The sequence below is a fragment of the Streptomyces sp. NPDC030995 genome, from assembly GCF_055571215.1.
Map to the genome: position 1 here is coordinate 148030 of NZ_JBVIFS010000006.1, position 12694 is coordinate 160723.

The 12694-nt window shown below is 72.5% G+C and carries 10 protein-coding genes and 1 pseudogene; 5 read left to right on the forward strand and 6 right to left on the reverse strand.

All coding sequences use genetic code 11. The features are described 5' to 3' along the window. Nucleotides 1–53 precede the first annotated feature (53 nt). From ACZ45T_RS12655 to ACZ45T_RS12670, 4 genes are all read right to left on the reverse strand, one after another. Nucleotides 54–1151, reverse strand: a complete 1098-nt coding sequence (locus ACZ45T_RS12655; RefSeq protein WP_468440339.1) for a baeRF2 domain-containing protein — start codon at nucleotides 1149–1151, stop codon at nucleotides 54–56. 142 nt (nucleotides 1152–1293) lie between these two features. Further along, complete coding sequence (locus ACZ45T_RS12660; protein ID WP_468440341.1) at nucleotides 1294–2547, reverse strand: NAD(P)/FAD-dependent oxidoreductase; 1254 nt, start codon at nucleotides 2545–2547, stop codon at nucleotides 1294–1296. 97 nt (nucleotides 2548–2644) lie between these two features. Next, a complete protein-coding gene (locus tag ACZ45T_RS12665) occupies nucleotides 2645–4345 on the reverse strand; it encodes a LuxR C-terminal-related transcriptional regulator (RefSeq protein ID WP_468440343.1) in 1701 nt (566 codons plus the stop codon). A 76-nt stretch (nucleotides 4346–4421) separates the two neighbouring features. Next, nucleotides 4422–4715: an acylphosphatase gene (locus tag ACZ45T_RS12670; RefSeq protein WP_468440345.1), complete on the reverse strand. Its 294-nt coding sequence runs from the start codon at nucleotides 4713–4715 to the stop codon at nucleotides 4422–4424. A gap of 165 nt (nucleotides 4716–4880) precedes the next feature. Here ACZ45T_RS12670 and ACZ45T_RS12675 point away from each other — a divergent pair, with 165 nt between their 5' ends. From ACZ45T_RS12675 to ACZ45T_RS12685, 3 genes are all read left to right on the forward strand, one after another. Continuing rightward, complete coding sequence (locus ACZ45T_RS12675) at nucleotides 4881–5825, forward strand: nucleoside hydrolase (protein WP_468440347.1); 945 nt, start codon at nucleotides 4881–4883, stop codon at nucleotides 5823–5825. A gap of 50 nt (nucleotides 5826–5875) precedes the next feature. Then, nucleotides 5876–6262, forward strand: a complete 387-nt coding sequence (locus tag ACZ45T_RS12680) for a VOC family protein (RefSeq protein WP_468440349.1) — start codon at nucleotides 5876–5878, stop codon at nucleotides 6260–6262. Nucleotides 6263–6466: 204 nt separating this feature from the next. After that, a complete protein-coding gene (locus ACZ45T_RS12685; RefSeq protein WP_468440351.1) occupies nucleotides 6467–8929 on the forward strand; it encodes a discoidin domain-containing protein in 2463 nt (820 codons plus the stop codon). Between the two features lie 83 nt (nucleotides 8930–9012). Here ACZ45T_RS12685 and ACZ45T_RS12690 read toward each other — a convergent pair whose 3' ends face one another. Next, nucleotides 9013–9624 carry a DUF4328 domain-containing protein gene (locus ACZ45T_RS12690; RefSeq protein WP_468440353.1) on the reverse strand — a complete coding sequence of 204 codons (612 nt, stop codon included), beginning with the start codon at nucleotides 9622–9624 and terminating at the stop codon, nucleotides 9013–9015. A gap of 339 nt (nucleotides 9625–9963) precedes the next feature. Between ACZ45T_RS12690 and ACZ45T_RS12695 the strand changes: the two genes are divergently transcribed. Next, nucleotides 9964–10617: a DUF4389 domain-containing protein gene (locus tag ACZ45T_RS12695; RefSeq protein WP_468440355.1), complete on the forward strand. Its 654-nt coding sequence runs from the start codon at nucleotides 9964–9966 to the stop codon at nucleotides 10615–10617. Between the two features lie 42 nt (nucleotides 10618–10659). Then, nucleotides 10660–11649 (forward strand): Acg family FMN-binding oxidoreductase, encoded by a 990-nt coding sequence (locus tag ACZ45T_RS12700; protein WP_468440357.1) that lies wholly within the window; start codon nucleotides 10660–10662, stop codon nucleotides 11647–11649. Nucleotides 11650–11688: 39 nt separating this feature from the next. Here ACZ45T_RS12700 and ACZ45T_RS12705 read toward each other — a convergent pair. Then, nucleotides 11689–12621: pseudogene (locus ACZ45T_RS12705) on the reverse strand (ABC transporter ATP-binding protein); the annotation flags it as partial. Between the last annotated feature and the right edge of the window lie 73 nt (nucleotides 12622–12694).

The window sequence follows — 12694 nt, forward strand, 5'->3', positions numbered from 1 at the left end:
TACCCGGGCCGGAGGAACACATTCGGGCGCGCCCGATGGCGACCGCGGACGGGTCAGGAGCCCGTGTAGCGGAGCACCACCGCCACACCGTCTTCGAGCGGCAGCTCGTCGTCCGGTACGGAGATCAGCTCGGCTTGGGTGCCGGCCGCCGCGCGGACCAAGGCCGCGCCGGGCGCGGGCTCCTCCCAGTAGTAGTGCAGCCCGAAGGCGCTCAGCTCCTCGCCCGTCAGAGCGAGATGGCCGGGCGCGGCGCCGACCCACAGGTGGCGGGCGAGCCGCACGGGCCGGCCGAGGATCAGCGTCTGGGCCTGTCCGCGCTGGAGGGCGGCGACCGTGGCGGCCAGCCCTTCGACGTACTCGGGGTGGCGGGCGCGCTGCCCGAGGAAGGTGTCCACCTGGTGCCGGTCGCGCTCGGAGAGCCTGCCGTCGAGCAGGATGGCGAGTTCCTCCTCCAGGAGGGCGCGGCCGGGCTCGCGGTGCCGGTGCTGTCCGTCCTTGAGTTTCACGAGGGCGCCGTGCAGCCGACTCGGCGCCGCTCTCATGAGGCTGTTGACGGCCCACGGATCCCCGGCCACCACGACCATCTCGGTACCCGCCGTGTCCATCGCGGCCACGAGTTCCCCGGCGAGCTCCTCGACCTCCTTGGGCCAGCCGTCCACCGGTATCCGGCGGTGGGAGCGCGCTCCCGGCGCGACGCGGCCCATGGGCCAGCGGCCGCTCTCGCGATCGATCTCCAGTTCCTCGTCCGCGTCACCGTGCTCGCCGGTGCGCACACGGTGGAGGATCACCACCTCGTACGGGATGTCCGGGATGTGCTGGAGAGCGAGGAGAAGCGTGTCGGGCAGCATGCCGTACAGGGCGGAGTCGCGGGACGGAGGTTCGGGGAGGCACTCCGCGAGGAGGAGCTCCCCGTGGCCGGCGAAGAGCGCCTGGCCATGGCGTCCCACGACCTCGCGGTCCGTGCCGACGGCGTCGTCGATCGCGTCGACGGTGGCCTGGTCGGCGTCGTGGGCGAGCAGGGTCCTACGCAGGCCCCGCCAGCGCGTCTCGATGGCCCGGTCGGCTTCGTCGAGGTCACGCGAGGTGTCGAGGTAGACCGAGGCGACAGGGCCGGGATGGGCGTAGAGCGGGTTGAGGAACTGCAGCTTCACGGCTTCCTCCCGCGGAGAAGGGGTGCATGGGCGGGCCGGTGGTCTGATGCCTCATGCTTCGCCCCTACCCCCGTCGGGAAGCCGTAGACCCCGGCGCGGGCGCCGAGCCGGGGCTCGGGGATCGGGGATCGGGGATCGGGGATCAGTTCACCGCCTGCGGCGTCCCCGTGAGTCGCGGGTCGGAGAAGAACTCGCCGGGCGTGGTGAGTCCCGCGTTCACCCGGACGAAGCCGTCCATGGTGTCCTGGCTCTCGGCGACCTTCGCCAGGACCTGCTGCATCTCGGGCGGCGGAGGTTCGAGGCTCGCGAAATCGGCGGTGAACTCGTACATCTGCATGACCCGTTCGTCCCTCGCCTGCTGGTAGCCGCGCATGGCCTCGCCGAATGCCTGGCGGCCGGCGAAGGTGTCGTCCAGTGCCTTCGCGCACAGCTCGGCGTCCTGGAAGGCGTCCTGGATGCCCTGGGCCGTGATGAAGTCCTTCAGGTACCCGGCGTCACCGACCAGGGCCCAGCCCGGGCCGTAGGGGACCCGGAAATGGTTGACGACGGCGGTGCCGACCAGCCGTCCGGTGCTGGTGGCGGAGGCGATCCGGTCGGCGAAGGCGGGCACCCGGCGCAGGGTGTCGTGGTAGCCGCCCTCGATGTCGGCGCGGTTCGCCTCGAAGTCCCGCATCGGCAGTCCGCAGATCACCAGCGTCACGTCGTCGTTGGTGGGCCAGGCCGCGAAGGCACGGTCCTCTCGCATGTAGGCCTCGAACCGGCCGTCCATCGGAAGGTCCGCCCAGTACGTGTAGTAGCTGCACTGGAGCTTCGGCTTCTCCGCGTAGCGGGGGGCGTCCACGGCGCGGGCGACCATCGAGTGGGCGCCGTCGGCGCCGATGACGACCCGGCCGTACTCGGCGGTGGCGACCCCGTCCGGGCCGTGACCGCGGATACCGGTCACCGCGTCCCCCTCCGTGACCAGGCCCTCCACGGTGAACCGCTCGCGGACCTCCGCGCCGGCCTCCGCCGCCGCGTCGACGAGGATCTTGTCGAGGACGGTCCGCCGGGGCGCGTACGAGCCCTGGAAACCCAAACCCGCCGGCGAGCCGGAGATGACCAGGGGACCCAGGTCGAAGGTGTACGTGGTGATCTCGGGGCAGCCGGTGGCGACGACCCGGTCCAGCAGGCCCCAGCGCCGCAGGGCCGCGAGGCCGGGCGGGTGGATGAGGTGGGTGGAGAGCGTGTCGCTGGGGAAGGCCGCCCGGTCCACCACCAGGACCCGATAGCCCCGGCGGGCCAGCAGCATCGCCGTGCTCGCGCCCGCGCAGCGGGCGCCCACGATCACGGCGTCGTAGGTCTTTCCGGTCATGTCCATCGCCTCCACGAGGAAGGGCAGGTCTCTTGCGTCTCCCACGCTAGGCGGGAGGTCCTCGTCGCCGCGTCGGGAGAAGCACCCATTGCCGCACATGGGTGGTTCTCCGCATCCGCCGCACACGCCCTGGGTCACAGCACTAGACCAGGCCGTGCTTGTGCGCGTAGGCGGTCGCCGCCGACCGTGAGCTCACCCCCACCTTGGCGAAGATGTTGCCGAGGTGCCGGGCGACCGTCTTCTCGCTCAGGTACAGGCCCTGGGCGATCACCCGGTTCGGCTCACCGGCCGCCACGTGCCTGAGCACCTCCAGCTCGCGGGCGGTGAGCAGCCCCGCCGTGCGGTGGCCGGCCCCGAGCGCCAGTTCCTCGGCCCGTACCAGGTCGGCGGCCGCGCCCAAGTCCCGGAAGGTTTCCGTGGCCGCGCCGAGCTCCAGCCGCGCTGTCACCTCGTCGCCCGCCTCCCGGCAGGCCAGCCCGAGCAGCAGCCGGCAGCGTGCGGCCTCGTACGGGACTCCGAGCGCGCGGAAGGCGGCCGCGGCGGGCGGAAGCACGGCCTCGGCCCGCGCGGTGTCGCCGGTCGCGAGCAGGAGCGCCCCCGCCGCGTACCCGGCGAGCGCGGTGAGCAGGGGGCTGGCGACCTCGTCGGCGGCGGCGCGCAGCTCGGTGACGGCCTGCCGGGCCTCGTCGGTCCGGCCCTCGGCGAGCGCGATCTCCACGTAGGCGGGCAGGATCCGGCAGCGGGCGGCCGTGTCGGATCCGGCGGCGTCCAGGGCGGTGCGTACGGCCCGCCCCGCGGCGTCGGCGTCCCCGGAGGCCAGCAGGAGCAGGGCCAGACCGGGCTGGGCGGGATGCCCGAGTCGGCCGGCCTCCTGGTACGCCCGCTCCGCCTCGGGGTACTCGCCGCGCAGCCGCCGTACCTCGCCGATCTGGTAGTAGGCCGCGTCCGCCGACTGGAGGGCGGGCTGGGCGAGCAGCCACCGGCAGGCCTGCTCCGCCTCGTCCAGGGCCCCGGCCCAGTCGCCGTGCAGCCGCAGGATCTCCACCCGGTGGATCATGCAGACGCCCCGGTAGGGCACGGCCTCCTGCTGGGCCTCGCACCAGGCGGCCATCCGCTCGGTCCATTCGCGGGCCCGCCGCAGGTCGAAGATCTGGTGACAGGCGGAGATCACCGCGCAGTACGCGAGCCCCGTGAGCATCGGCGAGACCTCGTCGGCGGTCACCGCGACCATCGCCTCGTCGAGCAGCCTGACGCCTTCGACGGTCTCGCCGAGCTGGACCAGGCTCTCCCCGACGCCGACGAGGGCGAAGTTCGCCAGTTCGGGGTCCTCGAACCGGGTGGCGCAGTCCAGCACCCGCTGGCAGGTGGCACGGGCCGGCTCGGCCTCGCCGGCGAGGCTCAGCCGCAGGCCTTCCACCGCCAGGAGGTAGCCCTCTTCGACCGTGCGGGGGGCGGGCGCGGTGGCGGTGGCGGTGGCGGTGGCGGTGGCGGTGCCGGTGCCCGCGCCGGGGGCTTCGGCGGCGAGCAGCCGGCGGGCCCGGGCCACCCAGCCGGTGCTGCTGGCCCACTGCCCGCGCAGCACCAGTTCGATGCCCAGCCAGAACACGCAGCGCACGGCCCTGGGGGTGTCCCCGCGACTGAGCCAGGCGTGGTGGGCGCGGGTCCAGGCGTCCTCGCTCTGCTGGTCGTGGCCGGTCATGTGCGCGACGAGCCCGAGAAGTTCAAGATCGTCCGGGCCGAGGGGCGCGAGCCGGTCGGCCTCCACCAAGGCCTCGTGGGCGTCCGCCCAGTCCCGCCGCGCCATCGCCTCCCGGGCGAACCGCGACCGTGCCGCGGAATCCATGCCTACAGTCTCCCAGGCCGGGGCCCTGGCGCGCCTCGCGACCGCGAGGCGGCGAGGCCGCCGAGGCGGCGCCGGCTCAGCCCGTGTCGCGGGGAGTGGTGCGTACCTCGAAGCCGGGCGGTTCCTCCGGCACGGCCGTCTCCTCGCGGACCTCGACGGCGCGGACCTCGGCCGCGGGCGGCCCCGTACGCGCCCACCGCACCATCGCCGCCACGGCGTCCTCGTCCCCGTCGAACAGCGCCTCGACATCGCCGTCGGGCAGGTTCCGCACCCACCCCGACACGCCCCGCGCCAGTGCCTCACGGCGGCAGGTGTCCCGGAAGAACACCCCTTGCACGGTCCCCGACACGATCACGCGCTTGCGTACCATCCTCCGACCCTAGGCCCTGTCCGGGCGATCTTCGCGGGCCCGGCGGCGACCGGCGTTTCCCAGCCGGTTCTCGGGCGCCTCCTGGTCACGGGACCGGCCCGGCGGCACACTGAAAGGTCCACGAAGGTCCACGAAGGTCCACCACCCCGCACCCGCAGGAGTGACGTGCCCGTCCCGATCATCATCGACTGCGATCCCGGACACGACGACGCCCTCGCCATCATGCTGGCGGGCGGCGACCCCGCGGTCGATCTGCTGGCCATCACCACGGTCGCGGGCAATCAGACGCTGGAGAAGACCACCCTGAACGCGCGGCGCGTGTGCACGGTCGCCGGGATCACCGACGTGCCCATCGCGGCCGGCTGCGCGCGGCCGCTCGTCCAGGCGCTCGGCGTCGCGGACGACGTGCACGGCGCCTCCGGCCTCGACGGGCCGATGTTCCCGGAGCCCACCGTGGACGTGGTCCCGGAGCATGCCGTGGACCTCGTCCACCGGATGCTGACCGAGCATCCGGAGCCGGTCACCCTCGTCCCGACCGCACCGCTGACCAACATCGCCCTCCTGCTGACCCGCTATCCGCAGGACGCCTCCCGCATCCGCGAGATCGTCCTGATGGGCGGCTCGACGGAGCGCGGCAACCGGACCCCGGCGGCCGAGTTCAACATCCGCACGGATCCGGAGGCCGCGGACATCGTCTTCCGCAGCGGCGTGCCCGTCACCATGTGCGGTCTCAACGTCACCCACCAGGCACTGGCCACGCCCGAGGTGGTGGCCCGCTTCGAGGGGCTCGGTACGCCCCTCGGACGCATGTGCGCCGAGCTGCTGACCTTCTTCGCGTCCAGGTACCGCACGCTGTGGGGGTTCCCGCACCCGCCGCTGCACGACCCCGTGGCGGTGGCCCGGGTCATCGATCCCGGGCTCGTGCACTGCGTGGACGCGAACGTCGTCGTGGAGTTGCACGGCCAGTACACGCGCGGCGCCACCGTGGTGGACCTGCACCGCTACATGGACCGCCCGGTCAACGCCCGCGCCGCGGTGCGCTTGGAGACCGACCTGTTCTGGGACCGGATGGTCGCCGCCGTCACGGCTCTCGGAGCCGACACCCCCTAGGAAAGCGGACCGGACCCGGACCGGAACGCCGCGGGAGCGAGGACAGGGACATGGTGCACGTACTGGGCAGCAGGATCCTGCTGTGTCCCACCGACCCCGAGCGCTCACGCGCCTTCTACGGCGGCACCCTGGGCCTCGCCGTCTACCGGGAGTTCGGCACCGGCCCCGAGCGCGGGACGGTCTACTTCCTCGGCGGCGGCTTCCTGGAGGTGTCGGGGCGCGCCGAGACGCCGCCCGCGCCCGGGCTGCGGCTGTGGCTCCAAGTCGCGGACGCGCAGGCGGCGTACGAGGAACTGCGCGGCCGGGGCGCCGAGGTGCTGCGGCCGCCCCTGCGCGAGCCCTGGGGCCTGATCGAGATGTGGATCGCCGACCCCGACGGTGTGCGCATCGCCGTCGTGGAGGTGCCGGCGGACCACCCGCTGCGCTTTCGCCCCTGAACGGGCAGGGTCGCCGGCGCCTCGGTTTCACGCCAACTCACCTATGCCGCAGTCAAGTTGGTCCTTGCTGACCTAAATTCTAGGGCGGACGCACGTTCACCCCAGGAGGTCAGATTGCAGGTACGACACTTCCGCGCACTTCCCCGTGGGTTACGCCGTTCCCATCTGCTCATCGCCGGTGGCCTCGGTTCGCTGCTCATCGGGATGACACCCTGGCTCGGGGTCGCGAGCCAGGTACCGGCCGCCCGCAGCCCGGCACCCGTACCCTTCGACCAGCAGACGGCCCAGCAGGCACCGCACCACGGCGTCGCTCCGGCGAACGCCATGGAACCCTCGGCTCCGGTCCTCGACCGCACGGGCTGGACCGCCACGGCGAGCGACGAGGAGACCAGCGGCGAGAACGGCCGCGCCGCCAACGTGCTCGACGGCAACACCACGACCATCTGGCACAGCAAGTGGACCGGAACCCCCGCCCCGCTGCCGCACAGCATCACCGTCGACATGAAGCGCACGGCGGTCGTCTCCGCGCTCGTCTACCAGCCCCGCGCCGACGGTCCCAACGGGCGCGTCGGCGAGTACAGCATCAGTGTCAGTGCGGACGGGCAGAACTGGGCGAGCCCGGTCGCCACCGGCACGCTCGCGGACGACGCCGGCGCCAAGACGCTCGGGTTCGCCCCGCAGGGGGCCCGGTTCGTGCGGCTGACGGCGCTCACCGAGGCCGGCCGCCGCGGGCCCTGGACCTCCGCCGCCGAGATCAACCTGCTGGGTGACCCCGGCACTCCCGCCGCCACCGTCGACCTGTCCCGGACCGGCTGGACCGCCACGGCCAGCGACGAGGAGACCAGCGGCGAGAACGGCCGCGCCGCCAACGTGCTCGACGGTGACGCCGACTCCCTCTGGCACAGCAGGTATACCGGAACCCCCGCCCCGCTGCCGCACGGCATCACCATCGACATGAAGCGCACGACGGCCGTCTCCGCGCTCGTCTACCACCCCCGCACCAGCGGGCCCAACGGCCGGGCGGGCGCGTACACCATCGCCACCAGCACCGACGGCAGTTCCTTCGGCGCTCCGGTGGCCGCGGGCACCTGGCCGGACGACGGCACCGTCAAGACGGCCACCTTCACCCGTACCGAGAACGCCCGTTACGTACGCCTGACGGTGACCACCGAGGCCGGCGGCCGCGGTCCGTGGACCTCGGCCGGCGAGATACGCCTGAGCGGACCGGCCAACTCCGCCGTCCACGGCTCCTGGGACCGCATCACCGGCTTCCCCCTGGTGCCCGTGGCCACCGCCGTCCTGCCGGGCGACAAGCTGCTGGCCTGGTCGGCGTACGCGACCGACCGCTTCGGCGGCAGCAACGGCTACACGCAGACGGCGATCCTGGACCTGAAGACCGGCAAGGTCACCCAACGGCGCATCGACAACACCGGCCACGACATGTTCTGTCCCGGCATAGCCATGCTCGCCGACGGCCGGGTGCTGGTCACCGGCGGCAGCAATGCGGAGAAGGCGAGCATCTACGACCCGGCCACCGACAACTGGTCGGCCACCACCAGCATGAACATCGCCCGCGGGTACCAGGCCATGACGCTGCTCTCCACCGGTGAGGCCTTCGTCCTGGGCGGATCCTGGAGCGGTACCGCGGGCGACAAGGCGGGCGAGGTCTGGTCGCCGGACAGCCGCACCTGGCGGAAGCTTCCGGGCGTCCCCGCCTCCCCGGCGCTGACGGCCGACCCGGCCGGCCCCTACCGCGCCGACAACCACATGTGGCTGCACGCCACTTCAGGCGGCAAGGTGCTGCAACTGGGCCCGAGCAAGCAGATGAACTGGATCTCGACCACGGGCACGGGAAGCATCACCGCCGCCGGCACCCGGGCCGACAGCCAGGACGCCATGACCGGCAACGCCGTCGCCTACGACATCGGCAAACTGCTCACGCTGGGCGGCTCGCCCGCCTACCAGGACTCCCCCGCCACCCGACGCGCCTACACCGTGAACATCTCGGGCAACCAGGTCCAGGCGGCCCGTACGGGCGACATGGAGCACGCCCGCGCCTTCAGCAACAGCGTCGTCCTGCCGGACGGCAAGGTGGCCGTCTTCGGCGGCCAGGCCTACCCGGTGCCGTTCAGCGATGCGACCTCCGTCCTGGCCCCCGAGCTGTGGGACCCGGCGACCGGCACCTTCACCCCGCTCGCCACCATGGCCATTCCGCGCAACTACCACAGCGTGGCCAACCTGTTGCCGGACGGCCGGATCTTCTCCGGCGGCGGTGGCCTGTGCGGGGACTGCGCCACCAACCACGCCGACGGGGCCGTGTTCACGCCGCCGTACCTGCTCAACGCGGACGGTTCACCGAAGCCGCGTCCCGTCATCACCGGGGGCGTGCCCGCCCGGGCCGCGCTCGGCGCGCAGCTCACGGTGAACACCGGGAGCCCGGTGGCGTCCTTCGTCCTGATGCGGGCCGCGGCCGCGACCCACTCCACCGACAACGACCAGCGACGGGTCCCGCTGCTGTCCACGGTCGCAGGCACCGGCACGGGCACCGGCACGTACACCGTGTCCATCCCCGCCGACGGTGGCGTGGTCCTTCCGGGGACCTACATGCTCTTCGCCCTCGACGCCCAAGGGGTGCCGAGCACCGCGAAGTTCCTGACCGTCTCCTGAGCATCCCGTCCGCAGACCGCGCGCACACCCGCGCACGGCCGGGCCCCCGGGACGAGCGTCCCGGGGGCCCGGCCTCGTGAGCGTCAGCGCTCCGCGGCCGCCTTCAGCCGCAGCATGGCGGTCAGCCGTACCACGAAGTACACGGCCGCCGCGGCGGCGACGATGTCCAGCAGGTCGGACAGCAGCACCCAGATCACGGCGTCCCGGACCTCCAGGGGCGTCCCGGCACTCTCGATCCGCCGGCCCGCGTACACATTGAGGAGGCTGCTGGAGAGGAACAGTCCCCACCACAGGTTCACCGGCCAGAAGGAGGGCTTGTACGTCTCCCCCTCCGCCGGCAGCTTCGTGAGGGCTCCCCACATCTCGACGGCGATCCGATAGGGCATCCAGAAGTTCACCACCGGGATGAACCAGGAGCGGCCGGCCCACACGGGGGCCCGCCGGAACCGGTCCGGCCCGAACGCCCCGGCCGAGCGGCGCATCGCGTGGAACCAGGTGATGAAGGCTATGCCGCAAGCGAGGTACAGCATGCTCTGGAGCTGAGCCACCGCGTTGTGCAGCGTCTCGGCGTCCTCCAGCTCCTGCGCGGGGGCGAAGGCGAAGTTCCCGTCCCCCTCGAACACCGTGTACGTCCGCGCGCAGGCGTACACGGCGAGCAGGTCTGCGAGCGCGACAGCCGCGAGCAGGGCGGCCACGGCGACCAGGAGACCCCGGTGCGGACCGGCCTCCCGGGCGGGCAGGGCGGGACGGGGACGGAGGCCGCGGATGCGGGCATGGCGAGGAACCCCCCACGGGCAAGGAAACCGGAACTGGCCCGCCCGGAATGGGCGCGCCGGGGAACCATACGCTGGCTCGGCCCGCCCGTCCACGGCGAAACCGCAGGTCCGCTGTGGTGGAGGCGGGCGGAGGGAACCCCCGGGGCCAACCGGCGGGGGAACGCGCGCCGGCGCCCTTCGCACCGCGCCCGAGTGGAGTGCGGTGCGCTCAGCCAGGATGATGGGGAAGGGGCGAGGTGAGCCGATGAGGTGAGCTCCATGACGATGCAGACCTCCTACCCGCCGGTCACGGTGACGGGCAGGCTGGACACACCGCTCTCGCGCTGGTTGTGGCTGGTCAAGTGGATCCTGGCCATTCCGCACTACATCGTGCTGGCCTTCCTCTGGATCGCCTTCCTGGTGGTCAGCGTGATCGCGTTCTTCGCGATCCTCTTCACCGAGCGTTACCCGCGGGCCCTCTTCGACTTCAACCTCGGAGTGCTCCGCTGGTCCTGGCGGGTCTCGTACTACGCGCACGGCGTGCTGGGGACCGACCGGTACCCGCCGTTCAGCCTCGGCCCCGAACCCGACTATCCGGCCCGCCTGGACATCGCCTACCCCGAGCGCCTCTCCCGGGGCCTGGTCCTGGTGAAGTGGTGGCTGCTCGCCATCCCGCACTACCTCGTGATCGCATTCTTCACCGGTGGGGCGCACAGGGGCTGTTGGGGCGGCGGCCTGATCGGCCTGCTCGCATTGTTCGCCGTCATCACGCTGGCCTTCACCCGCAAGTACCCCCGCGACCTGTTCGACCTGCTGGTCGGGCTCAACCGGTGGGTGCTCCGCGTCACCGCGTACGCCGCGCTGATGACCGACGCGTACCCGCCGTTCCGCCTCGACCTGGGCGGCGACGAACGAGCGGTCGCCACGGAGTAGCCGTCGTGGCCCGCTGAGCGCCCTCAGAGACAGGATCCGACCGTGTCCGCACCACGCCTCGACACCGCCGCAGCGCTCTCCCTCATCGAGGACGCCGTCACCGCACCCTCCATGCACAATGCCCAGCCGTGGAACTTCGTCCTGCGATCCCAGGACCGCACGATCGAGCTGCACGGTGACCCGGAACGTGCCATGCCCCACACCGACCCGGATCTGCGGGCCCTCCACCTCGGCTGCGCCGCGGCGCTGTTCACCCTCCGGGTGGCGGCGGCGGACAGCGGCTGGGAGACGGCCGTCACGCTGCTGCCCGAGAAGGAAAAGCCCATGCATCTGGCGGACGTGGCACTGCGGGAGACCACGACCGCGGACCGCGACCTCGCGGTCCTCCACCCCGCCGTGCGGCGCCGCCACACCAGCCGCTTCCCCTTCACCGACGAGGAGATCCCCCTCGCCCTACAGGACGGCCTGTGCGCGGCGGCCCTCCTCGAAGGCGCGCGGCTGGTCCTCCCCGACGCCTGGCACACCGAAGCGGTACTGGACCTCGTACACGACTCCGAACACCGCGAGGCGGTGGACCCCGCGGCGCGGGAGGAGACCGCTCGGTGGACCCACCCGGACGCGGCGGCCGTCGGGCCGCCCGACTCGGGGATCCCGGGCTACGCCTTCGGCCCCCGCCAGTCGGGTTCCCGCGCACCGATACGGGACTTCGGCACGTGGCGCCCCGTTCCGGGCCGTGAGTCGGCCGTCTTCGAAGAGCACCCCCGCATCGCGCTCCTGGGTACGGCGGAAGACACCCCGGCGGACTGGCTCAGAGCCGGCCAGGCGCTGCAACGCGTCCTCCTCCAGGCCACGGCCGACGGGCTCGTCGCCTCCATGACCTCCCAGCCCCTCGAATGGCCCGAACTGCGCTGGGCCGTCCGCGACCCGGTCGCCACGATGGGCCACGTCCACATGGTCCTGCGCCTCGGCTACGGCCCGCAGGGCCCCGCCACACCGCGCCGCCCGGCGGCCGAGGTGCTCGACGTCCGGTAGGCGGCGTTCTCCGCGATCCGCGTGTGCCCCCTTGAGTTGTCAGCCCTTGGGGCGGGGCGGGCCGAGGGGACCGTGCGGAGCCGTGTCCGGCTGCGCTGGACTGCCGTCGAGGAAGCCGCCCGACTGGTGCTGCCACAACTTCGCGTAGGCGCCGTCGGATTCGAGCAGCTCGTGGTGCGTACCCTGCTCGACGATCCGTCCGCGGTCGAGGACGACGAGCCGGTCCATGTGGGCCACCGTGCTGAGCCGGTGCGCCACCACGAGCGCGGTCCGCCCCTCCATGAGGCGCCACAGCGCCTCCTGTACGAGGATCTCGCTCTCGGAGTCCAGGGCGCTGGTCGCCTCGTCGAGCAGGAGGATCGGGGCGTCGCGCAGGATCGCCCTGGCGAGCGCGACCCGCTGGCGCTGTCCGCCGGAGAGCTTGACGCCGCGCTCGCCGACCATGGTGTCGAGGCCGCACGGAAGGGCGTCCGCGAACTCCGTGACGTGCGCCGCCTCGGCCGCGCGGCGGATCTCGGCCTCGGTGGCGTCCGGCCGGGCGAACGCGATGTTCTCCCGCAGCGTGCGGTGGAACATCGCCGGGTCCTGCGGTACGTACGCCATCAGGCCGCGCAGGTCTCTCTGGCGCAGCCTGCTGATGTCCCGGCCCCCGATCAGGATCCGGCCCGCGTCGATGTCCGTCATCCGCAGCAGCAGCCGGGTGAGCGTGGTCTTGCCGCCGCCGGACCGCCCCACGAGCCCGATCTTCGCACCGCTGGGCACGGCCAGGTCCAGTCCCTCGAAGAGCGGGCCCCCGCCCGCGTGGGCGAAGGTCACCTCCTCGAAGCGGATGTCGGCGGCCCGGGTCGGCGGCGGATCCGGCGACTCCGGATCGACCACGATCGGCGGCCTCAGCAGCAGCTCCGTGAACTGCGCGGCCTCGGTCATCGAGCTCTCCAGGCGACGGTAGATCTGGTTGAACTCGATAACGATGCATGGGAACGTTCTCGCAGGTCAAACGCCCCTTGGATCGCTGAAGGTCAGCAAAGTGTCAGCATCGGCATCC

Excerpts from the sequence above, each read along its gene's own strand:
- ACZ45T_RS12670 (WP_468440345.1), bottom strand. The coding sequence starts at position 4,715 with ATGGTACGCAAGCGCGTGATCGTGTCGGGGACCGTGCAAGGGGTGTTC.
- ACZ45T_RS12665 (WP_468440343.1), bottom strand. The coding sequence starts at position 4,345 with ATGGATTCCGCGGCACGGTCGCGGTTCGCCCGGGAGGCGATGGCGCGG.
- ACZ45T_RS12685 (WP_468440351.1), top strand. The coding sequence starts at position 6,467 with ATGACACCCTGGCTCGGGGTCGCGAGCCAGGTACCGGCCGCCCGCAGC.
- ACZ45T_RS12680 (WP_468440349.1), top strand. The coding sequence starts at position 5,876 with ATGGTGCACGTACTGGGCAGCAGGATCCTGCTGTGTCCCACCGACCCC.
- ACZ45T_RS12695 (WP_468440355.1), top strand. The coding sequence starts at position 9,964 with ATGACGATGCAGACCTCCTACCCGCCGGTCACGGTGACGGGCAGGCTG.